21 protein-coding genes are annotated in these 20,681 nt (G+C 65.2%); 19 read left to right on the top strand and 2 right to left on the bottom strand.

What is annotated here, in order from left to right:
• From G3N93_RS14710 to cysM, 12 genes are all read left to right on the top strand, one after another.
• Positions 1-773 (top strand): prephenate dehydrogenase/arogenate dehydrogenase family protein (locus tag G3N93_RS14710; RefSeq protein ID WP_206133342.1); only part of this gene is annotated, 773 nt, incomplete at its 5' end.
• 13 nt (positions 774-786) lie between these two features.
• The gene (gene aroA, locus G3N93_RS14705; RefSeq protein ID WP_174944688.1) at positions 787-2,091 is read left to right on the top strand and encodes a 3-phosphoshikimate 1-carboxyvinyltransferase; all 1,305 of its coding nucleotides are present in this window, start codon (positions 787-789) and stop codon (positions 2,089-2,091) included.
• Between the two features lie 13 nt (positions 2,092-2,104).
• Positions 2,105-2,791, top strand: a complete 687-nt coding sequence (gene cmk, locus G3N93_RS14700; protein WP_039343267.1) for a (d)CMP kinase — start codon at positions 2,105-2,107, stop codon at positions 2,789-2,791.
• 143 nt (positions 2,792-2,934) lie between these two features.
• Entirely contained in the window at positions 2,935-4,647 is a 1,713-nt protein-coding gene (gene rpsA / locus G3N93_RS14695; protein ID WP_011544885.1) for a 30S ribosomal protein S1, read from the top strand.
• Between the two features lie 22 nt (positions 4,648-4,669).
• A complete protein-coding gene (locus tag G3N93_RS14690) occupies positions 4,670-4,993 on the top strand; it encodes an integration host factor subunit beta (RefSeq protein WP_006486894.1) in 324 nt (107 codons plus the stop codon).
• A gap of 210 nt (positions 4,994-5,203) precedes the next feature.
• Positions 5,204-5,497, top strand: a complete 294-nt coding sequence (locus G3N93_RS14685; protein ID WP_021157458.1) for a lipopolysaccharide assembly protein LapA domain-containing protein — start codon at positions 5,204-5,206, stop codon at positions 5,495-5,497.
• Between the two features lie 53 nt (positions 5,498-5,550).
• Positions 5,551-6,723, top strand: coding sequence for a lipopolysaccharide assembly protein LapB (gene lapB, locus G3N93_RS14680; protein WP_011351337.1), 1,173 nt, complete (start codon positions 5,551-5,553; stop codon positions 6,721-6,723).
• Positions 6,724-6,813: 90 nt separating this feature from the next.
• Entirely contained in the window at positions 6,814-8,214 is a 1,401-nt protein-coding gene (locus tag G3N93_RS14675) for a UDP-glucose/GDP-mannose dehydrogenase family protein (protein WP_174944691.1), read from the top strand.
• A gap of 7 nt (positions 8,215-8,221) precedes the next feature.
• The gene (gene rfaE1 / locus G3N93_RS14670; protein WP_011351339.1) at positions 8,222-9,172 is read left to right on the top strand and encodes a D-glycero-beta-D-manno-heptose-7-phosphate kinase; all 951 of its coding nucleotides are present in this window, start codon (positions 8,222-8,224) and stop codon (positions 9,170-9,172) included.
• 63 nt (positions 9,173-9,235) lie between these two features.
• On the top strand, positions 9,236-10,228 hold the full coding sequence (gene rfaD, locus G3N93_RS14665; protein WP_174944694.1) for an ADP-glyceromanno-heptose 6-epimerase: 993 nt from the start codon (positions 9,236-9,238) through the stop codon (positions 10,226-10,228).
• Between the two features lie 73 nt (positions 10,229-10,301).
• Positions 10,302-10,640, top strand: a complete 339-nt coding sequence (locus G3N93_RS14660; RefSeq protein WP_206123378.1) for a helix-hairpin-helix domain-containing protein — start codon at positions 10,302-10,304, stop codon at positions 10,638-10,640.
• A 211-nt stretch (positions 10,641-10,851) separates the two neighbouring features.
• A complete protein-coding gene (gene cysM, locus G3N93_RS14655) occupies positions 10,852-11,754 on the top strand; it encodes a cysteine synthase CysM (RefSeq protein ID WP_011351342.1) in 903 nt (300 codons plus the stop codon).
• Positions 11,755-11,832: 78 nt separating this feature from the next.
• On the opposite strand, the gene mltB is transcribed toward cysM, so the two are convergent.
• The gene (gene mltB / locus G3N93_RS14650; RefSeq protein ID WP_174987683.1) at positions 11,833-13,176 is read right to left on the bottom strand and encodes a lytic murein transglycosylase B; all 1,344 of its coding nucleotides are present in this window, start codon (positions 13,174-13,176) and stop codon (positions 11,833-11,835) included.
• 43 nt (positions 13,177-13,219) lie between these two features.
• Between mltB and G3N93_RS14645 the strand changes: the two genes are divergently transcribed.
• On the top strand, positions 13,220-14,143 hold the full coding sequence (locus tag G3N93_RS14645) for a histone deacetylase family protein (protein ID WP_206133341.1): 924 nt from the start codon (positions 13,220-13,222) through the stop codon (positions 14,141-14,143).
• A 30-nt stretch (positions 14,144-14,173) separates the two neighbouring features.
• On the opposite strand, the gene G3N93_RS14640 is transcribed toward G3N93_RS14645, so the two are convergent.
• Positions 14,174-15,094 carry an alpha/beta hydrolase gene (locus tag G3N93_RS14640; RefSeq protein WP_206133340.1) on the bottom strand — a complete coding sequence of 307 codons (921 nt, stop codon included), beginning with the start codon at positions 15,092-15,094 and terminating at the stop codon, positions 14,174-14,176.
• A 218-nt stretch (positions 15,095-15,312) separates the two neighbouring features.
• On the opposite strand from G3N93_RS14640, the gene G3N93_RS14635 reads away from it, so the two are divergent.
• From G3N93_RS14635 to G3N93_RS14610, 6 genes are all read left to right on the top strand, one after another.
• Entirely contained in the window at positions 15,313-16,347 is a 1,035-nt protein-coding gene (locus G3N93_RS14635; protein ID WP_089439505.1) for a methionine ABC transporter ATP-binding protein, read from the top strand.
• Positions 16,337-16,990, top strand: a complete 654-nt coding sequence (locus G3N93_RS14630; protein ID WP_043181878.1) for a methionine ABC transporter permease — start codon at positions 16,337-16,339, stop codon at positions 16,988-16,990. Before G3N93_RS14635 ends, G3N93_RS14630 begins: the two co-directional genes overlap by 11 nt.
• Positions 16,991-17,019: 29 nt before the next feature.
• Positions 17,020-17,814 carry a MetQ/NlpA family ABC transporter substrate-binding protein gene (locus G3N93_RS14625; protein ID WP_206133339.1) on the top strand — a complete coding sequence of 265 codons (795 nt, stop codon included), beginning with the start codon at positions 17,020-17,022 and terminating at the stop codon, positions 17,812-17,814.
• Positions 17,815-18,042: 228 nt separating this feature from the next.
• Positions 18,043-18,792: an electron transfer flavoprotein subunit beta/FixA family protein gene (locus tag G3N93_RS14620; protein ID WP_174944743.1), complete on the top strand. Its 750-nt coding sequence runs from the start codon at positions 18,043-18,045 to the stop codon at positions 18,790-18,792.
• Positions 18,793-18,808: 16 nt separating this feature from the next.
• On the top strand, positions 18,809-19,744 hold the full coding sequence (locus G3N93_RS14615; protein WP_206133338.1) for an electron transfer flavoprotein subunit alpha/FixB family protein: 936 nt from the start codon (positions 18,809-18,811) through the stop codon (positions 19,742-19,744).
• A gap of 99 nt (positions 19,745-19,843) precedes the next feature.
• A partial coding sequence (locus tag G3N93_RS14610) for an acyl-CoA dehydrogenase N-terminal domain-containing protein (RefSeq protein ID WP_206133337.1) occupies positions 19,844-20,681 on the top strand: 838 nt, incomplete at its 3' end.

Below are 20,681 nucleotides of genomic sequence, written 5' to 3'. Positions count from 1 at the left end.
TCGGCGTGATCGACCGCGCGGCGGCGCTCGACGACGATGTGCAATTGCGCGACGCGCTGGCAGGCGCCGATCTCGTGCTGCTGGCGGCGCCCGTCGCGCAGACGGGCCCGTTGCTCGCGCGCATCGCGCCTTGGCTTGAAGCGGCGACGATCGTCACCGATGCGGGCAGCACCAAGTCCGATGTCGTCGCGGCCGCGCGCGAAGCGCTCGGTGAGCGGATCGCGCAGTTCGTGCCGGGGCATCCGATCGCCGGTCGCGAGTCGAGCGGCGTCGAGGCCGCGTTGCCGGATCTGTACGTCGGCCGCAACGTCGTGCTGTGCCCGCTGCCGGAGAACGCAGCCGAATCGGTCGCGCGGATCGACGCGATGTGGCGTGCGACCGGCGCCGACGTGCGCACGATGAGCACGGAGCAGCACGACCGCGTGTTTGCGTCGATCAGCCATCTGCCGCACGTGTTGTCGTTCGCGCTCGTCGAGCAGATCCTCGGCGAGGCCGACGCGGAACTCAAATTCTCGTACGCGGCGGGCGGCTTCCGCGATTTCACGCGCATCGCGGCGTCGAGCCCAGAGATGTGGCGCGACGTGTGCGTCGCGAACCGCGCGGCGTTGCTCGACGAACTCGACGGCTATACGCGCGTGCTCACGCGGCTTCGCGCGGCGATCGACACCGGCGACGGTGCGGCGCTCGAAGCGGTGTTCACGCGCTCGCGCGCTGCGCGCAAGGCATGGCAGGAGCGCGGCGGTGCGCCCGCTGCCGAACCGGTCAAGAAATAACAGGACGATTCCCATGGACTATCTCGATCTCGGCCCGTACTCCAGCGCATCGGGCACCGTGCGCCTGCCAGGCTCGAAGAGCATTTCGAACCGCGTGCTGCTGCTCGCGGCGCTTGCCGAAGGCGAAACGACGATCACCAACCTGCTCGACTCCGACGACACGCGCGTGATGCTCGACGCACTCGGCAAGCTCGGGGTGAAGCTCGCGCGCGACGGCGACACCTGTGTCGTCGCGGGCACGCGCGGCGCATTCACGGCGAAGACGGCCGACCTGTTCCTCGGCAATGCGGGCACGGCCGTGCGGCCGCTGACCGCTGCGCTCGCGGTGAATGGCGGCGACTATCGCGTGCACGGCGTGCCGCGCATGCACGAGCGGCCGATCGGCGATCTCGTCGACGGCCTGCGGCAGATCGGCGCCCAGATCGACTACGAACTGACCGAAGGCTACCCGCCGCTGCGGATCAAGCCCGCGAACATTTCCGTCGATGCGCCGATTCGCGTGCGCGGCGACGTGTCGAGCCAGTTCCTCACGGCACTGCTGATGACGCTGCCGCTCGTGAAGGCGAAGGACGGCAAGATCGTGGTCGAGGTTGACGGCGAGCTGATCTCGAAGCCGTACATCGACATCACGATCCGGTTGATGGAGCGCTTCGGCGTGACCGTCGAGCGCGACGGCTGGCAGCGTTTCGTCGTGCCGGCCGGCGTCCGCTACCGCTCGCCGGGGCGGATCATGGTCGAGGGCGATGCGTCGTCCGCATCGTACTTCCTCGCGGCCGGCGCGCTTGGCGGCGGGCCGCTGCGCGTCGAAGGCGTGGGGCGTGCGAGCATCCAGGGCGATGTCGGTTTCGCGAACGCGCTGATGCAGATGGGCGCGAACGTGACGATGGGCGACGACTGGATCGACGTGCGCGGCATCGGCCACGACCACGGCAAGCTCGAGCCGATCGACATGGACTTCAACCTGATCCCCGATGCGGCAATGACCATCGCGGTCGCGGCGCTGTTCGCGAACGGCACGAGCACGCTGCGCAACATCGCGAGCTGGCGCGTGAAGGAAACCGACCGCATCGCCGCGATGGCGACCGAGTTGCGCAAGGTCGGCGCGATCATCGAGGAAGGCCCTGACTACCTCGTCGTCACGCCGCCGGAAAAGCTCACGCCGAACGCGGCGATCGACACGTACGACGATCACCGGATGGCGATGTGCTTCTCGCTCGTCAGCCTGGGCGGCGTGCCCGTGCGGATCAACGATCCGAAGTGCGTCGGCAAGACGTTCCCCGACTATTTCGACCGCTTCGCCGCGCTCGCCAAAGCCTGACCCCACTGTTCTGATGAAATCGACCCGACCCTTTCACCCGACTCCCGTCATCACGATCGACGGCCCGACTGCTTCCGGCAAGGGCACCGTCGCCGCGCTCGTTGCCGCGCATCTTGGCTTCCACCTGCTCGACAGCGGCGCGCTGTACCGCCTCGCCGCGCTTGCGAGCGTGCGCTACGGCATTGAGGCGGAGGACATCGACGCGCTGGTGAAGCTGATCGACGATCTCCACATCACGTTCCGCGAAGGCTGTGCGCAGCTCGACGGCGTCGATGTATCGAACGACATCCGCGCCGAAGCGGTCGGCAACCGCGCGTCGGCGATCGCCGTGCACGGGCCGGTGCGCACCGCGCTCGTCGCGCGCCAGCGCGCGTTCCGCAAGACGCCGGGCCTCGTTGCAGACGGGCGCGACATGGGCACCGTGATCTTCCCGGATGCCGTGCTGAAGGTGTTCCTGACGGCCAGCGCGGAGGCGCGCGCGACCAGACGGCATAAGCAATTGATGCAAAAAGGTTTTTCTGCTAATATAGATGACTTGCTCCGGGATCTTCGTGAACGTGACGCGCGCGACAGCAATCGCGCGGCCGCGCCGCTGAAGCCCGCGGCAGATGCCAAGCTGCTCGATACGTCGGCACTTTCGGTCGATGAAGCGGTCGACCAGGTGCTGCAGTGGTACCGGGCGCTCGGCCAGCCCGCCTGAAAAGGCGGGTAGCGGTAGGTGCTCCGCGCGTGTAAGTGCGGAGCGTGTTTCGAACCCTTAACCCCGTGTGGACCTCGATCTGGCCCTTTCAGCCTGCCATTCCGGCCGGCGTGGCACAGCGATCCATGCACAATCAGATTTTTATGTCCGACCTGCAAACCTCTACCCCGAATACTGAATCTTTCGCGGCTCTGTTCGAAGAGTCGCTGACCCGCCAAGACATGCGCGCCGGCGAAGTGATTTCCGCCGAAGTCGTGCGCGTCGACCACAACTTCGTGGTCGTCAATGCAGGCCTGAAGTCCGAGGCTTACATTCCGATCGAGGAATTCCTGAACGATCAGGGCGAGGTTGAGGTGCAGTCGGGCGATTTCGTGTCCGTCGCAATCGACGCACTCGAAAACGGCTACGGCGACACGATCCTGTCGCGCGACAAGGCGAAGCGCCTTGCATCGTGGCTGTCGCTGGAAAAGGCTCTCGACAACAACGAACTCGTCACCGGCACGATCACCGGCAAGGTGAAGGGTGGCATGACCGTGATGGTCAACGGCATCCGCGCGTTCCTGCCGGGTTCGCTGGTCGACACGCGTCCGGTCAAGGACACGACCCCGTACGAAGGCAAGACGCTCGAGTTCCGCGTGATCAAGCTCGATCGCAAGCGTAACAACGTCGTGCTGTCGCGTCGTGCAGTGATCGAAGCAACCCAAGGCGAAGAGCGCGCGAAGCTGCTCGAGACGCTGAAGGAAGGCGCGATCGTCAACGGCGTGGTCAAGAACATCACCGACTACGGCGCGTTCGTCGACCTCGGCGGCATCGACGGCCTGCTGCACATCACCGACATCGCATGGCGTCGTGTGCGTCACCCGAGCGAAGTCCTGTCGGTTGGCCAGGAAGTCACCGCGAAGATCCTCAAGTTCGACCAAGAGAAGAACCGCGTCTCGCTGGGCATCAAGCAACTGGGCGACGATCCGTGGGAAGGCATCTCGCGCCGTTACCCGTCGGGCACGCGCCTGTTCGGCAAGGTCACGAACATCACCGACTACGGCGCATTCGTCGAAGTGGAATCGGGCATCGAAGGCCTTGTCCACGTGTCGGAAATGGACTGGACCAACAAGAACGTTGCTCCGTCGAAGGTTGTCCAGCTGGGTGACGAAGTCGAAGTCATGGTCCTCGAGATCGACGAAGACCGTCGTCGTATCAGCCTCGGCATGAAGCAGTGCAAGCCGAATCCGTGGGATGACTTCAGCCGCAACTTCAAGAAGGGCGACAAGATCACGGGCGCAATCAAGTCGATCACCGACTTCGGCGTGTTCATCGGTCTGCCGGGCGGCATCGACGGCCTGGTCCACCTGTCGGACCTGTCGTGGAGCGAAGCTGGCGAAGAAGCGGTTCGCAAGTACAAGAAGGGCGACGAAGTCGAAGCAATCGTGCTCGGTATCGACGTCGAGAAGGAACGTATTTCGCTCGGCATCAAGCAGCTCGAAGGCGACCCGTTCAGCAACTACGTTGCAATGAACGACAAGGGCTCGATCGTCGACGGCGTCGTGAAGACGGTCGATGCGAAGGGTGCGGTCGTCACGCTGACGGGTGACATCGAAGGCTATCTGCGTGCGTCGGAAATCTCGCAGGATCGCGTCGAAGATGCACGCAACGTGCTGAAGGAAGGCGACAAGGTCAACGCGATGGTGATCAACATCGATCGCAAGTCGCGCGGCATCAACCTGTCGATCAAGGCAAAGGATTCGGCTGAACAACAGGAAGCGATCCGCGGCCTGCAGTCGGACTCCAGCGCTGCTGCGACCGGTACGACCAACCTCGGCGCGCTGCTGAAGGCGAAGCTCGACGGCCAGAACCAGTAAGCCTCACGAGGTCTGCTGAAGTATGACCAAATCCGAGTTGGTCGCGCAGCTGGCATCGCGATTTCCGCAACTTGTCCTCAAGGATGCGGATTTCGCGGTGAAAACGATGCTCGATGCGATGTCTGACGCCCTGGCGAAAGGGCATCGCATTGAAATTCGGGGTTTCGGCAGCTTTGGCCTCAACCGTCGCCCGGCGCGCGTCGGACGCAACCCGAAGTCAGGGGAGAAAGTGCAGGTGCCCGAGAAATTCGTGCCGCACTTCAAGCCTGGCAAGGAATTGCGCGAACGCGTCGACGGCCGCGCCGGTGAACCGCTGAAGGCTGACGATCCGGACGACGAGCGTTAAGCGTCATCCGATTTGCCCGGAACCCATCCGGCGAAGGCTGAAAAGAAAAGCGCCCCCTGCGGGCGCTTTTTTCATTTCCGGCGATCGCCGCGCAACGGGGTCACGCAGGATCTGCGCAGCCGCGGAAACGCATCCTTTACAATACGGGTCGATTCGGTGCGACGAAGGGGAGTCGCGCGCCGCGGCAAACCTCAACAAAGAGAGGGCTTCATGAAGTTTATCGTCTGGCTGATCCGGGTATTGGTGTTCGTGCTGCTGCTGGTGCTTGCGCTGGCCAATACGCAAACCGCGACGCTGAATTTCGTTGCCGGCTATTCATGGCAAGCGCCGCTGATCCTGATCGGCCTGGCGTTCTTCGCCGTTGGGCTGCTGGCCGGCCTGCTGTCCGCGTTGCCTTCGATCTTCCGCCTGCGCCTCGAGAACGGGCGCCTGAAGCGCGATCTGCGTGCGGCGCGCGAAACGCCGGCCGTCATCGACCAGCCGCCGATGCCGCCCGTCATTTAACACGGACGCCGCGCGATCATCGCGCGGTTTTCGTCTCTGCTTCGATATTTCGCATGGATCTGGATTTCTGGTGGTTGCTCGCGATTCCGGTCGCGTTCGCGCTTGGTTGGGCAGCGTCACGCTATGACCTGAAGAATCTCCTGTCGGAGAGTGCCAACCTGCCGCGATCGTATTTTCGCGGCCTGAATTTTCTGTTGAACGAACAACCCGACAAGGCGATCGACGCGTTCATCGAGGTCGCCAAGCTCGACCCCGAGACAGTCGAGTTGCACTTCGCGCTCGGCAATCTGTTTCGCCGCCGCGGCGAGACCGACCGCGCGATCCGCGTGCATCAGAACCTGCTGAGCCGCACGGACCTGCCGGTCAATGAGCGCGACCACGCGCTGTACGAGCTCGGCCAGGATTTCCTGAAAGCCGGCCTGCTCGATCGTGCCGAAGAGGCGTTTCACAAGCTCGCCGACGGCGATTACGCGCTCGGCGCGCAGCGGGCGCTGCTGACGATCTACGAGATCGAGAAGGACTGGAACAAGTCGATCGATACGGCGAAGCGCATCGAGTCGATGAGCGACAAGCCGCTCGGCGTCGAAATCGCCCAGTTCCACTGCGAACTCGCGCAGGATGCGCTGCAGCGCAAGAACGCGGCAGCGGCAGCCGAACAGCTGCGCCTGGCGCTGACCGTGAACCCGCAGAACGTGCGCGCGACGGTGCTGTCCGGCGACGCGGCGGAAGCGGAGGGCAACCACGCGGCCGCGATCGAGCACTGGAAGCGCGTCGAAGCGCAGAATCCGGCGTACCTGCCGCTCGTCGCCGACAAGCTGATGAAGGCGTATGTCGCGCTCGGCAAGAACGCCGAAGGCGCCGAGCTGCTGATGGGCTATATCGACCGCTATCCGTCGAATGACCTGCTCGACATCGCGTACCAGCACATCGCGGGGTTGCGTGGCCAGGATGCGGCGCACACGCTCGCGCGCACGCAGATGGAGAAGTCGCCGAACCTGTCGGGGATGCTGCATCTGCTCGATGCGCAAATCGCCGCGGCGGACGAACCGCGCCGTAAGGAACTTGAAATGATGCGTGCGCTGATCAAGCAGCGTACGAAGAATCTGCCACGGTATACGTGCCAGAATTGCGGTTTCCGGGCACGGCTCTTCTATTGGCAGTGCCCCGGATGCAGCGGCTGGGAAACCTATGCGCCGCGCCGCGTCGAACCTGCGATGCCGGGTTGATCCCGGTACGCGGAGCCGACGCGCTGCGGTTGCCGCCGGGCTCGTCCGGGCGGCCAAGTTAGTCAATTACCGGGAAGTACCGGAACATCTATGAAAATCACCATCATCGGCACCGGCTATGTCGGTCTCGTCACGGGCGCCTGCCTCGCAGAGATCGGTCACGACGTCTTCTGTCTCGACGTCGATCCGCGCAAGATCGACATCCTGAACAACGGCGGGATGCCGATTCATGAACCGGGGCTGCTGGACATCATCGCGCGTAACCGCGCGGCCGGTCGCCTGCGCTTCTCGACCGACATCGAGGCGAGCGTCGCGCACGGCGAGATCCAGTTCATCGCCGTCGGCACGCCGCCCGACGAGGACGGCTCGGCCGACCTGCAGTACGTGCTCGAAGCCGCGCGCAACATCGGCCGCTACATGACGGGCTTCAAGGTGATCGTCGACAAGTCGACGGTGCCGGTCGGCACCGCGCAGCGCGTGCGCGGCGTGGTCGACGAGGCGCTCGCCGCTCGCGGTCTGGCAGGCAGCGTCGCGCATCGCTTCTCGGTCGTGTCGAACCCGGAGTTCCTGAAGGAAGGTGCCGCGGTCGAAGACTTCATGCGTCCGGACCGGATCATCATCGGCGTCGACGACGACGAGACGGGTACGATCGCACGCGAGAAGATGAAAAAGCTTTACGCGCCGTTCAACCGCAACCACGAGCGCACGATTTACATGGACGTTCGTTCGGCCGAGTTCGCGAAATATGCGGCGAACGCGATGCTCGCAACGCGCATCTCGTTCATGAACGAGATGTCGAATCTCGCCGACAAGGTCGGCGCGGACATCGAGGCCGTGCGCCGCGGGATCGGCTCCGATCCGCGCATCGGCTATCACTTCCTGTACGCCGGCGTCGGCTACGGCGGCTCGTGCTTCCCGAAGGACGTCCAGGCGCTGATTCGCACTGCTGGCGAGAACGGCCAGCCGCTGCGCATCCTGGAAGCCGTCGAGGCGGCCAACCATGCGCAGAAGGACGTGCTGATCGGAAAGATCGAGCAGCGTTTCGGCGCCGACCTGACCGGCCGCGAGTTCGCGGTCTGGGGCCTGGCGTTCAAGCCGAACACCGACGACATGCGCGAGGCGCCGAGCCGCCGCCTGATCGCCGCGCTGCTCGAACGCGGCGCGACCGTACGTGCGTACGATCCGGTCGCGGTCGACGAGGCACAGCGTGTGTTCGCGCTCGATTTCGGCAACGATCCGGACGCGCTGGCGCGGCTGCATCTCGTCGAGTCGCAGGACATCGCCGTGACGGGCGCGGACGCGCTCGTGATCGTGACCGAATGGAAGGAATTCCGGAGCCCCGACTTCACGCGCCTGAAGGCCGAACTGAAGGCGCCGGTGATCTTCGACGGTCGCAACCTCTATGAGCCGGATGCGATGGCCGAACTGGGCATCGACTACTACGCGATCGGCCGGCCGTATGTCGATCCCCAGTCGTCCACCCGTGGCTGACTACACGATGAATACTCTCCGCGAAGTCGTTCCGGTGCCGCGCGAGCAGCTCGCGCGCTCGCGCGTGCTTGTCGTCGGCGACGTGATGCTCGACCGTTACTGGTTCGGCAACGTCGATCGCATTTCGCCTGAAGCGCCGGTGCCGGTCGTGCACGTGCAGCGTCAGGAAGAACGTCTCGGCGGGGCAGCCAACGTCGCGCGCAACGCCGTGACGCTCGGCGGCCAGGCCGGGTTGCTGTGCGTCGTCGGTTGCGACGAACCCGGCGAGCGGATCGTCGAGCTGCTCGGCAGCAGCGGCGTGACGCCGCATCTCGAGCGCGACCCGGCGCTGCCGACCACGATCAAGCTGCGCGTGCTCGCGCGCCAGCAGCAGCTGCTGCGCGTCGACTTCGAAGCCATGCCGACGCACGAGGTGCTGCTCGCGGGGCTCGCGCGCTTCGATGCGCTGCTGCCGCAGCACGACGTCGTGCTGATGTCGGATTACGCGAAAGGCGGCCTGACGCACGTCACGACGATGATCGAGAAGGCGCGTGCGGCCGGCAAGTCCGTCCTCGTCGACCCGAAGGGCGACGACTGGGCACGCTATCGCGGCGCGTCGCTGATCACGCCGAATCGCGCGGAACTGCGCGAAGTGGTCGGGCAGTGGAAGTCGGAAGACGATCTGCGCGCGCGCGTCGCGAAGCTGCGCGCGGAACTCGGCATCGACGCGCTGCTGCTCACGCGTTCGGAAGAAGGGATGACGCTGTTTTCCGCCACCGGCGAATTGCACGCACCGGCGCTTGCGCGCGAGGTGTTCGACGTGTCGGGCGCGGGCGATACCGTGATCGCGACGGTCGCGACGATGCTCGGCGCGGGTGTGCCGCTCGTCGACGCCGTCGTGCTCGCAAATCGCGCGGCAGGCATCGTGGTCGGCAAGCTCGGCACGGCCACGGTGGACTACGACGAACTGTTTCACTGAGCGCATGCGGTGGCGCGACGAGCGCGCCGCACGCATGGCTCGCACTTTTCAGGCAGGACGATCATGACCCTCATCGTCACCGGCGCAGCCGGTTTTATCGGCGCGAACATCGTCAAGGCGCTCAACGAGCGCGGCGAGACGCGCATCATCGCGGTCGACAACCTGACGCGCGCGGACAAGTTCCGGAATCTCGTCGATTGCGAGATCGACGACTATCTGGACAAGACGGAATTCGTCGAACGCTTCGCACGCGGCGATTTCGGCAAGGTACGCGCGGTGTTCCACGAAGGCGCCTGTTCGGACACGATGGAAACCGACGGCCGCTACATGATGGACAACAACTTCCGCTACAGCCGTGCGGTGCTCGACACCTGCCTCGCGCAGGGCACGCAGTTCCTGTACGCGTCGTCGGCGGCGATCTACGGCGGCTCGACGCGTTTCGTCGAAGAGCGTGACGTCGAGGCGCCGCTGAATGTCTACGGCTATTCGAAGTTCCTGTTCGACCAGGTGATCCGTCGCGTGCTGCCGACCGCGAAGAGCCAGATCGCCGGCTTCCGCTATTTCAACGTGTACGGCCCGCGCGAGACGCACAAGGGGCGCATGGCGTCGGTCGCGTTCCACAACTTCAACCAGTTCCGCGCGGAAGGCAAGGTGAAGCTGTTCGGCGAGTACAACGGCTATGCACCGGGCGAGCAGACGCGTGACTTCGTGTCGGTCGAGGACGTGACGAAGGTGAACCTGTTCTTCTTCGATCATCCGGAGAAGTCGGGGATCTTCAACCTCGGCACGGGCCGTGCACAGCCGTTCAACGATATCGCGTCGTCGGTCGTGAATACGCTGCGTGCGCTCGACAACCAGCCGCCGCTGACGCTCGCGCAGCAGGTCGAGCAGGGGCTGATCGAATACGTGCCGTTCCCCGATGCGTTGCGCGGAAAGTACCAGTGCTTCACGCAGGCCGACCAGACGAAGCTGCGCGCGGCCGGCTACGACGCACCGTTCCTGACCGTGCAGGAAGGCGTCGATCGCTACGTGCGTTGGCTATCCGGCCAGGTTTAAGCGGAAGCGTTGCATCGATAGACTGGGTCTCACGGTCGGCAGCCGCCGGCCGTATTCATCGGAGATCCAGCACATGATCAGGAAATGGTTGGCCGCAGCGGCAATGCTCGGCACGATCGCGTCGGCCTGGGCGGCCGTCGACGTCAACACCGCGAACGAGGACGCGCTCATCGGCATCAAGGGCATCGGCCCGGCACGAGCGAAGGCGATTCTCGACGAGCGCGGCGCACGCGGTCCGTTCAGGAATGCGGACGATCTCGCATCACGCGTGAAAGGCATGGGCGGTCATACCGTCGAGCGGCTTCAGCAGGAAGGGCTGACGATCGGCGCGGCCGGCACGAGTGCCGCGCTGCCGGCCGTGGGCAAGCCGGCTAAGCCTGCGACGCCACCCGCCCGCACCGCACAGAAGTAACGCGCCGCGCGCGGCCGACAACGAGCTCCTTCAGTCGCCGTCGTTGCGACGGCTTCCCGCGGCATGCCGCGGGTTTTTTGCGTGGGCGCGGCGTAGGCGGCCACGCATTGCACGGCACGCGTATTCCATCGTCGCAATGGGGTTGCCGGCGCGAGCAGCGGTGCTGGTTTACAATCGATTGATTGATCGGCCTCGTACTCACGGTATATCCATGGCTTACAAAACTATCGAAGACACGATCGGCAATACGCCGCTCGTCCAACTGGTCCGCTTGCCGGACGACGAAATCCGCGCGCGCAACAACGTGGTGCTCGCGAAGCTCGAAGGCAACAATCCGGCCGGTTCCGTGAAGGATCGTCCGGCACTGTCGATGATCAGCAAGGCCGAGGCGCGCGGGCGCATCAAGCCGGGCGATACGCTGATCGAGGCGACCAGCGGCAACACGGGTATCGCACTCGCGATGGCCGCGGCGATCCGCGGCTACAAGATGGTGCTGATCATGCCGGAGGACCTGTCGGTCGAGCGCCGCCAGAGCATGGCCGCCTACGGTGCCGAAATCATCCTGACGCCGGTGAAGGGCGGGATGGAGCTGGCACGCGATCTTGCGGACCAGATGCAGCGCGAAGGCAAGGGCGTGATCCTCGACCAGTTCGCGAACCCCGACAATCCGATTGCGCACTACGAAGCGACGGGCCCGGAAATCTGGCGCGATACCGAAGGGCGCATCACGCACTTCGTGTCGGCCATGGGCACGACGGGCACGATCATGGGCACGTCGCACTATCTGAAGGAACAGAATCCGGCGATCGAGATCGTCGGCGCGCAGCCGGAAGACGGTTCGCGCATTCCGGGCATCCGCAAGTGGCCGGAAGCGTACATGCCGACCATCTTCGATCGCAGCCGCGTCGACCGCGTCGAGAACGTGAGCCAGGCCGCGGCGGAAACGATGGCGCGCCGGCTCGCGTCGGTCGAAGGCATCTTCGCGGGCATTTCGTCGGGCGGCGCATGCGAAGTCGCGATGCGCATCGCGCGTCAGGTCGAGAATGCGACGATCGTGTTCATCGTCTGCGATCGCGGCGACCGCTACCTGTCCACGGGCGTGTTTCCTGCCTGAACGCGGGCAGGCGCGCGTCGTGCGCATGCAATAAAAAAGCGCCGCGTTTGCGGCGCTTTTTCTTTGGGTGGTCGATGCTTATTGCGACTCGGTGTCGGCGGTGGCCGGCTGAAGCGCGCCGCTCGCTTCCATCTGTGCCTTCACGGCCTCGCCAAGCTGGTACACGGTGAGCGCGTAGAAGAAGCTGCGGTTGTAGCGCGTCAGCACGTAGAAATTCTTGAGACCGAGCATGTACTCGGTCGCACGCCCCGGCGATGGCAGGTCGACCACCGTCACGGGTGTACCGGCTTCGGTGGTGATGTTGACCGCCGGCTCGTTCAGCGTCATGCCCGCGCGCAGCAGTTGCGACAGCGCCCAGTGCGGTTCGGGCTGACCGTCGGCGGCGGCCTGGGCGATCCCCAGGCTGCCCGTATCGGGCGTGATCTGCCAGACCACCGGGCGGTCGGTTTCCCAGCCGTGCTGCTTCAGGTAGTTCGCCACGCTGCCGATCGCATCGACAGGACTGCTGCGCAGGTCGACATGGCCCGTGCCGTCGAAGTCGACCGCGTATTCGCGGATGCTGCTCGGCAGGAACTGAGGGATCCCGATTGCGCCCGTATACGAGCCGAGCACGGTGGTCGGGTCGAGCTGGTTGTCGCGCGTCCAGACCAGGAAGTCCTCGAGGTTCTTGCGGAACGTCGCCTGGCGGCTGTCGCGATTCGGCGTGTCCGGATAGTCGAACGTGAGCGTCGTCAGCGCGTCGAGCACGCGGAAATTGCCCATGTAGCGGCCGTAAATCGTCTCGACGCCGATGATGCCGACGATCACTTCGGGCGGCACGCCGAACTGTTCGGATGCGCGCTGCAGCGTTGCCTGGTTCGCCTTCCAGAATTTCACGCCCGCGTTGATGCGGATCGGCTCGATGAAGCGTGAGCGATAGACGCGCCAGTTCTTGACCGTCGGCGACGCGGCCGGCTTCACGAGCTTGACGGCCGTCGCCGAATAGCTGATGCGCGAGAACAGCGCATGCAGGCTGGTGGAGTCGAAGCCGTTGCGGCTCACCATGTCGTCGATGAATGCGTCGACCTTCGCGTTGTTCGCGTAACGCTGCGGAACAATTTCCTCTTCGAAGGTCTGGCCTTGCGGCGTCGGCTGCTGCGGCTGGGCCTGTGCGACGAGCTTGCCCGTGGACTTCGCGGGTTGCGTCTGCGCGCCGGCAGGCGCGGTGCCGAAGGCCGCGACCATCGCGGTCGCAACGAGCGACACGCGAACACGGAACAGCGCGGAGAGAAGGGCGGCAGGCTTGCTGGAATTCATGTCGAAGCGGGCGGACGAGGCGATTGGGTACGGCGCAGTATACCCGACGGATCCGGCGTGCCGGGGCGTGGCAGGCCCCCGTTGTGGTAAGTTAGCGGCGAATTCGCGGCAGACGATGGACATCATTGATGGAGACCTGCGGCGCACCGTGCGCCGTGGATGACAGCTTATGGCAACCGCTTTCTATACGCACCCCGACTGCATGCTGCACGAGATGGGGGAATGGCATCCGGAATGCCCGGCTCGCCTGTCGGCGATCCAGGATCAACTGATCGCAAGCCGCATCGACGACCTGATCGTGCACGAAACCGCGCCGTTCGCGAGCGAGGTGGCGCTGGGTCGCGTGCATACGCAGGCGCACATCGACTACATCCGGAGCATGACGCCGGTCGACGGCTACGTGGAGATCGATCCCGATACGCTGATGAACCGCGATACGTGGCGCGCGGCGCTGCGCGCGGCCGGTGCCGCGATCGCGGCGACCGACGCGGTGATCGAAGGCCGCTATGCGAACGCATTCTGCGGCGTGCGCCCGCCCGGTCACCATGCGGAGCCGGCGCGTGCGATGGGTTTCTGCTTCTTCAACAACGTCGCGATCGCCGCGCGGCATGCGCTCGACGTACACGGTCTCGAGCGAGTCGCGATCATCGACTTCGACGTGCATCACGGCAACGGCACCGAGGCCGCATTCGCGAACGACGAACGCGTGCTGATGTGCAGTTTCTTCCAGCATCCGCTGTACCCGTTTTCGGGCGTCGATCACCAGGCGCCGAACATGGTCAACCTGCCGATGCCCGCGCGCAGCAACGGGATGGCGATCCGCGAAGCCGTCGACATGTTCTGGCTGCCGCGGCTCGATGCGTTCAAGCCGCAGATGCTGTTCGTGTCGGCGGGTTTCGATGCGCATCGCGAGGACGACATCGGCAACCTCGGCCTCGTCGAAGCCGACTTCGAATGGCTGACCGCGCAGATCGTCGACGTGGCGCGCCGGCATTCGCAGGGCCGCATCGTGAGCTGCCTCGAAGGCGGCTACAACCTGTCCGCGCTCGGGCGCAGCGTCGTCGCACACCTGCGCGTGCTGGCCGGCATCTGATTAGCGATTGACCGGCCGGGCCGGGCGCGCTCAGCGCGCCGGCGCGCGTGCGTGAATCCACGCGATCAGCGCGTCGATCACGCGGTCGCGTTCGAGATCATTCATCGTTTCGTGAAAACCGCCTTCGTACAGCGTCAGCGTGCGATCGGGCGAGCCGACGCGCGCGCCGAACGCCCGGCTGCCGTCGGGCTCGGTCAGTTTGTCCTCGGTGCCGTGATAGACGAGCACCGGAACGTGCAGCCCACCGCGGCCACTTTCGATGCGAGCCATCGCGTCGAGAATCTCCGCACCGGTGCGTGCGGGCACCGCGCCGTGATGCACGAGCGGATCGGCGCGATTGGCCGCGACGATGGCCGGATCGCGCGACAGCAGCGCCGCATCGATCTTGATCGCGGGGAAGGTCGGCCACACGCGGCTGATGACGCGGCTCACCGCGAGCATCCAGCGCGGCACGTCGCGCCCTGGCGCGAGCGCCGGGCTCGACAGCACGAGGCCCGTCAGCGTGTGGCCGCGTGTCGGCGCGCGTTCGATCGCGTACAGCGCCGCGACCGCGCCACCCATGCTGTGCCCCATCAGGAACAGCGGCGAATTGCCGCGCGCGGCTTCCGCGACCAGCGCGTCCGCATCGTTCAGGTAGCCGTCGAAGCGCTCGACCCAGGCACGCTTGCCGGGTGACTGGCCATGCCCGCGCAGGTCGATCGCGAGCACGTCGATACCGGCTGCATTCAACCGGCCGGCGAGTGCGGCATAGCGGCCCGCGTGTTCGGCAAGACCGTGCACGAGCGCGATCGTCGCGCGCGGCGGCGTGGTGCCGTCGCCGGCGGGCCACCGGTACGACGCCAGTTCGAGCCCGTCCGCGGTACGCAGCCGGCCCATGGTCGGCGCGGACGACGACGAAGGTGCCGGCCCGGCGGTGGCGGGTGCGGCGGCCGGCGTAGTGGTGGCGGTCATCTGGCGTGTCCCCTGTCGATTGGCATGTGTGTTCCGGATCATAGTCGCGGCACCGTCGCGGCGCGCCAGCGGCGCTCCTCTAATTTCGTGTGGTTATGAAAAGATCGAAATCGATTATTAAGGGGAATGAGGGGTTTGCGGTAAAATCGACGGTTATTCCAGATGCATCGGCGGCCGACTGGCGGGCCAACTCGCCAGCCGGCCGCCGTTTTGTTTACATGATCGAATTACGCAATCTTTCGCAGCGATTTCCCGGGCCGGGTGGCTGGGTCGAGGCGCTGCGCAACATCAACCTGACGATCCCGCAGGGCGAGGTGTTCGGCATCATCGGCCGAAGCGGCGCCGGCAAGAGCACGCTCGTGCGGACCATCAACCTGCTCACGCGGCCGACCGAAGGCAATGTCGTCGTCGGCGGGCGCGATCTCACGCTGCTGCCGGCTGGCGCGCTGCGCGAGGCGCGCCGCGAGATCGGCATGATCTTCCAGCACTTCAACCTGCTGTCGTCGCGCACGGTGTTCGACAACGTCGCGCTGCCGCTCGAACTGGCCGGTGCAAGCCGTGCCGAGATCGAGGCCGCCGTGCTGCCGCTGCTCGACCTCGTCGGGCTGTCCGCGCAGAAGGATCGCTATCCGTCGCAGATCAGCGGCGGGCAGAAGCAGCGCGTCGGCATTGCCCGCGCGCTCGCGAGCCAGCCAAAGGTGCTGCTGTCGGACGAAGCGACGTCCGCGCTCGATCCCGAGACCACGCGCTCGATCCTCGACCTGCTGAAGCGCATCAACCGCGAACTCGGCCTGACGATCGTGCTGATCACGCACCAGATGGAAGTGATCAAGCAGGTGTGCGATCGCGTCGCGGTGCTCGATGCAGGGCGCGTGGTCGAGGAAGGCCGCGTGATCGACGTGTTCCTGCAGCCGCATCACGAAGTGACGCGCGCGCTGATCGGCGACGTGATCGCGCAGGAACTGCCGCCCGCGCTGAAGGCGCGCGTGGCCGAGCGGCTGAAGACCGGCAGCGGGCATTTGCTGCGGCTCGCGTTCACGGGCTCGGGGGTCGACCAGCCGATCCTGTCGGAGACGATCCGCCGGTACGAGCTCGATTTCAACATCCTGCACGGCCAGATCGACGAGATCCAGGGGCAGGCATTCGGTTCGCTCGCGGTGCTCGCGGGCGGCGAGCCGGGCAAGGTCGGGCAGGCACTCGCGTTCCTGCGCGAGCAAGGGGTGGTGGTAGAGGAGCTTTCGTATGTTGAGTGAGATGTTCGATATGTTCGTGCAGTCGTTCTGGGAGACGCTGATCATGGTCGGCATCTCCGGAGTGGTTGGCGCGCTCGTCGGCCTGCCGCTCGGCGTGCTGCTCTACCTGACCGATCGCCAGGGCGTGTTGCAGAATCTCGCGGTGAATCGCGTGCTCGGCGGCATCGTGAATGCGGTCCGCTCGACGCCGTTCATCATCCTGCTGGTCGCGGTGATTCCGTTTACGCGGCTCATCACGGGTTCGTCGATCGGCACGGCCGCGGCGGTCGTGCCGCTGACGCTCGCGGCCGCGCCGTTCATCGCGCGTCTGGTCGAGACGGCGCTGCGCGAAGTCGACCGCGGGCTGATCGAGGCTGCGCAGTCGATGGGCGCGACCACGTCGCAGATCGTCTTCAAGGTGCTGCTGCCCGAATCGCTGCCGGGCGTCGTCGCGGGCCTGACGATCACGTTCGTGTCGCTGGTCGGCTATTCGGCGATGGCGGGCGCGATCGGCGGTGGCGGCCTCGGTGATCTCGGGATCCGCTACGGCTACCAGCGTTATCTGCCTGAAGTGATGTGGACGGTGGTCGCGATCCTGATCGTGTTCGTGCAGATCGTGCAGTCGTTCGGTGACTGGCTCGTCCGCCGGCTGAGCCACAAGTAAAACAAGATTGATCCGTTAGGGGACACACGATGCAACGACGCTTCATGCTGAAATTCGCGGCGGCACTGGGCGCGGCCGCGCTGTTCGCGGGCGCGCACGCGCAGGCCGAAACCATCAAGGTGGGTGTGACGGGCGGGCCGCACGCGCAGATCATGGAAGCGGTGAAGAAGGTCGCGGCGAAGAGCGGCCTCGACATCCGCATCGTCGAGTTCTCCGATTACGTGCAGCCGAACGCCGCGCTCGCGTCGGGCGACCTCGATGCGAACAGCTACCAGCACGATCCGTATCTGCAGGCGCAGGTGAAGGATCGCGGCTACAAGCTGATCAAGGTCGCGGATACCGTCACGTTCCCGATGGGCATCTATTCGAAGCGCGTGAAGTCGCTGGCCGAACTGAAGCCGGGCGCACGCATCGCGGTCCCGAACGATCCGACCAACGGCGGCCGTGCGCTGCTGTTGCTGCAAAAGCAGGGCCTGCTGAAGCTGCGTGCGGACGCGGGGCTGAAGGCGACGCCGCTCGATATCGTCGACAATCCGCGCAAGCTGAAGATCGTCGAACTCGACGCGGCGCAGATTCCGCGCTCGCTCGGCGACGTCGACGCGGCCGCGATCAATACCAACTACGCGATGGAAGCGGGGTTGAAACCGAAACAGGACGCGATCGCGATCGAGGGTCCGAACGGTCCGTACGCGAACATCCTCGCGATCCGCGAGGCGGACCGGAGCAAGCCGTGGGTCGCGAAACTGGTCGCCGCCTATCATTCGGCCGAGGTGAAGCAGTTCATCGAAGGCAAGTTCGGCGGCGCGGTCATTGCCGCCTGGTAACAGGCGAAGCACGGCGTGCCCGGCAAGATTAGAGTCGATGATCGAAAACCCGGGCTTTGCGTCCGGGTTTTTTCTCTTTTAAAATAGAACGACCGTTCGCTATCATTGGCGCGTCGCCAAGAAGCGGTATCCTCGACAACCACGAAGGTTGGGTCCGCTTGGCCGCGCAGTCATGAGGCCTCGCTATAGAATGGCCTCTGGTCGTATTCGTAACTTTGGAGCGTGTGCATGAAAATCCTGGTGCCAGTGAAAAGAGTGGTCGATTACAACGTGAAGGTCCGCGTGAAGTCGGACAACACGGGTGTCGACATCGCGAACGTGAAGATGTCGATGAACCCGTTCGACGAAATCGCGGTGGAAGAAGCCGTCCGCCTGAAGGAAGCCGGCGTGGCGACCGAAGTGATCGCCGTGTCGGTCGGCGTCGCGCAAGCGCAGGAAACGCTGCGTACGGCGCTGGCGATCGGCGCGGATCGCGCGATCCTCGTCGAGTCGAACGACGGCGTCGAGCCGCTGGGCGTCGCCAAGATCCTGAAGGCGCTGGTCGACAAGGAACAGCCGCAACTGGTGATCCTCGGCAAGCAGGCAATTGACGACGATTCGAACCAGACGGGCCAGATGCTGGCTGCGCTGGCAGGCCTGCCGCAAGCGACGTTCGCATCGAAGGTCACGGTGGCCGACGGCCGTGCAACGGTCGCACGTGAAGTCGACGGCGGCGCGGAAACGCTGTCGCTGACGCTGCCGGCGGTGATCACGACCGACCTGCGCCTGAACGAGCCGCGTTACGTGACGCTGCCGAACATCATGAAGGCGAAGAAGAAGCCGCTCGAAACCGTGAAGCCGGAAGACCTGGGCGTGGACGTTGCGCCGCGTCTGAAGACGCTGAAGGTGGTCGAGCCGCCGAAGCGCGCAGCCGGCGTGAAGGTGCCGGACGTGAAGACGCTGGTCGAGAAGCTGAAGACCGAAGCCAAGGTGCTGTAAGAGGGAGCGGAAAGAAATGACGATTCTGGTGATTGCAGAACACGACAACGCGTCGATCAAGGCCGCGACGCTGAACACGGTGGCGGCGGCAGCGAAGATCGGCGGCGACATTCACGTGCTGGTCGCGGGCCACAACGCGCAAGGCGCAGCCGACGCGGCAGCGAAGATTGCGGGCGTTTCGAAAGTGTTGCTGGCCGACGCGCCGCAACTCGAAGCGGGCCTTGCGGAAAACGTCGAAGCGACCGCGCTGAACATCGCGAAGGACTACTCGCACATCCTCGCGCCGGCGACGGCCTACGGCAAGAACATCGCACCGCGTATTGCCGCGAAGCTGGACGTCGCGCAGATCTCGGACATCACGGCGGTCGATTCGGCCGACACGTTCGAACGCCCGATCTACGCAGGCAACGCGATTGCGACGGTGCAGTCGAGCGATCCGATCAAGGTCATCACCGTGCGTGCGACGGGTTTCGATCCGGTGGCAGCGGAAGGCGGCAGCGCAGCGGTCGAGAAGATCGACGCGGCAGCCGATGCCGGCAAGTCGCAGTTCGTGAGCCGTGAGGTGACGAAGCTGGACCGTCCGGAACTCACCAGCGCGAAGATCATCGTGTCGGGCGGCCGTGGCCTGGGCAGCGGCGAGAACTACACGAAGGTGCTGGAGCCGCTGGCGGACAAGCTGAGCGCGGCACTGGGCGCATCGCGCGCGGCAGTCGACGCCGGCTACGTGCCGAACGACTACCAGGTCGGCCAGACCGGCAAGATCGTCGCACCGCAGCTGTACATCGCGGTCGGCATTTCGGGTGCGATCCAGCACCTGGCCGGCATGAAGGATTCGAAGGTGATCGTCGCGATCAACAAGGATCCGGAAGCACCGATCTTCAGCGTGGCCGACTACGGCCTCGTCGGTGATCTGTTCGCGCTCGTGCCGGAGCTCGTCGCCGAGCTCGGCTAAAGCGGTGTGACGCTTCGGCGGTAAGCACACGAGAAGAGGGGCGCGACGAGCGCCCCTTTTTTTTCGCCATCGACAGAAGAGAGAAGAGGGAGACACACCATGAGCTATAACGCCCCCGTCAAGGACATGCTGTTCGTGCTGAAGGAACTGGCCGGCATCGACGCCGTTGCACAGTTGCCGGGCTTCGAGGATGCCGGTTACGACACGGCGCAGGCCGTGCTCGAGGAGTCCGCGAAGTTCTGCGGCGAGGTGCTGGCCCCGCTGAACGTCGAAGGCGACCGCAACCCGAGCAGCTGGAAGGACGGCGTCGTGACCGCGACGCCGGGCTTCGGCGAAGCGTTCCGCCAGTTCGTCGAAGGCGGCTGGCAGGGGCTGCAGCATCCGTCCGAGTACGACGGCCAGGGGCTGCCGAAGCTGATCGCGACGCCGTGCATCGAGATGCTCAACGCATCGAACCTGTCGTTCGCGCTGTGTCCGCTGTTGACCGACGGCGCGATCGAGGCGCTGCTGACGGCCGGCACCGACGAGCAGAAGCAGCGCTACGTGCCGAAGCTGATCTCCGGCGAATGGACGGGCACGATGAACCTGACCGAGCCGCAGGCGGGCTCCGATCTCGCGCTGGTGCGCTCGCGCGCCGAGCCGCAGGGCGATGGCACGTTCAAGGTGTTCGGCACGAAGATCTTCATCACGTGGGGCGAGCACGACATGGCGGACAACATCGTCCACCTGGTGCTGGCGCGCACGCCGAACGCACCGGAAGGCGTGAAGGGCATCTCGCTGTTCATCGTGCCGAAGTTCATGATCAACGACGACGGCTCGCTGGGCGCGCGCAACGACGTGCACTGCGTGTCGATCGAGCACAAGCTCGGGATCAAGGCGAGCCCGACGGCGGTGCTGCAGTACGGTGACCACGGCGGCGCGATCGGCTACCTGGTCG

The organism is Burkholderia sp. Se-20378 (assembly GCF_017104665.1).
Lineage (GTDB): Bacteria > Pseudomonadota > Gammaproteobacteria > Burkholderiales > Burkholderiaceae > Burkholderia > Burkholderia lata.
This window is presented reverse-complemented; position numbering and strand designations above follow the sequence as displayed.

Bases quoted from the DNA above. Each gene is read 5' to 3' on its own strand.
- G3N93_RS14645 (WP_206133341.1), top strand. From the start codon at position 13,220: ATGGCAACCGCTTTCTATACGCACCCCGACTGCATGCTGCACGAGATG.
- rpsA (WP_011544885.1), top strand. From the start codon at position 2,935: ATGTCCGACCTGCAAACCTCTACCCCGAATACTGAATCTTTCGCGGCT.
- G3N93_RS14635 (WP_089439505.1), top strand. From the start codon at position 15,313: ATGATCGAATTACGCAATCTTTCGCAGCGATTTCCCGGGCCGGGTGGC.
- G3N93_RS14640 (WP_206133340.1), bottom strand. From the start codon at position 15,094: ATGACCGCCACCACTACGCCGGCCGCCGCACCCGCCACCGCCGGGCCG.
- G3N93_RS14675 (WP_174944691.1), top strand. From the start codon at position 6,814: ATGAAAATCACCATCATCGGCACCGGCTATGTCGGTCTCGTCACGGGC.
- rfaD (WP_174944694.1), top strand. From the start codon at position 9,236: ATGACCCTCATCGTCACCGGCGCAGCCGGTTTTATCGGCGCGAACATC.
- cysM (WP_011351342.1), top strand. From the start codon at position 10,852: ATGGCTTACAAAACTATCGAAGACACGATCGGCAATACGCCGCTCGTC.
- G3N93_RS14620 (WP_174944743.1), top strand. From the start codon at position 18,043: ATGAAAATCCTGGTGCCAGTGAAAAGAGTGGTCGATTACAACGTGAAG.
- G3N93_RS14690 (WP_006486894.1), top strand. From the start codon at position 4,670: ATGACCAAATCCGAGTTGGTCGCGCAGCTGGCATCGCGATTTCCGCAA.
- G3N93_RS14660 (WP_206123378.1), top strand. From the start codon at position 10,302: ATGATCAGGAAATGGTTGGCCGCAGCGGCAATGCTCGGCACGATCGCG.
- mltB (WP_174987683.1), bottom strand. From the start codon at position 13,176: ATGATGTCCATCGTCTGCCGCGAATTCGCCGCTAACTTACCACAACGG.
- aroA (WP_174944688.1), top strand. From the start codon at position 787: ATGGACTATCTCGATCTCGGCCCGTACTCCAGCGCATCGGGCACCGTG.
- lapB (WP_011351337.1), top strand. From the start codon at position 5,551: ATGGATCTGGATTTCTGGTGGTTGCTCGCGATTCCGGTCGCGTTCGCG.
- G3N93_RS14625 (WP_206133339.1), top strand. From the start codon at position 17,020: ATGCAACGACGCTTCATGCTGAAATTCGCGGCGGCACTGGGCGCGGCC.
- G3N93_RS14615 (WP_206133338.1), top strand. From the start codon at position 18,809: ATGACGATTCTGGTGATTGCAGAACACGACAACGCGTCGATCAAGGCC.
- cmk (WP_039343267.1), top strand. From the start codon at position 2,105: ATGAAATCGACCCGACCCTTTCACCCGACTCCCGTCATCACGATCGAC.
- rfaE1 (WP_011351339.1), top strand. From the start codon at position 8,222: ATGAATACTCTCCGCGAAGTCGTTCCGGTGCCGCGCGAGCAGCTCGCG.
- G3N93_RS14685 (WP_021157458.1), top strand. From the start codon at position 5,204: ATGAAGTTTATCGTCTGGCTGATCCGGGTATTGGTGTTCGTGCTGCTG.
- G3N93_RS14630 (WP_043181878.1), top strand. From the start codon at position 16,337: ATGTTGAGTGAGATGTTCGATATGTTCGTGCAGTCGTTCTGGGAGACG.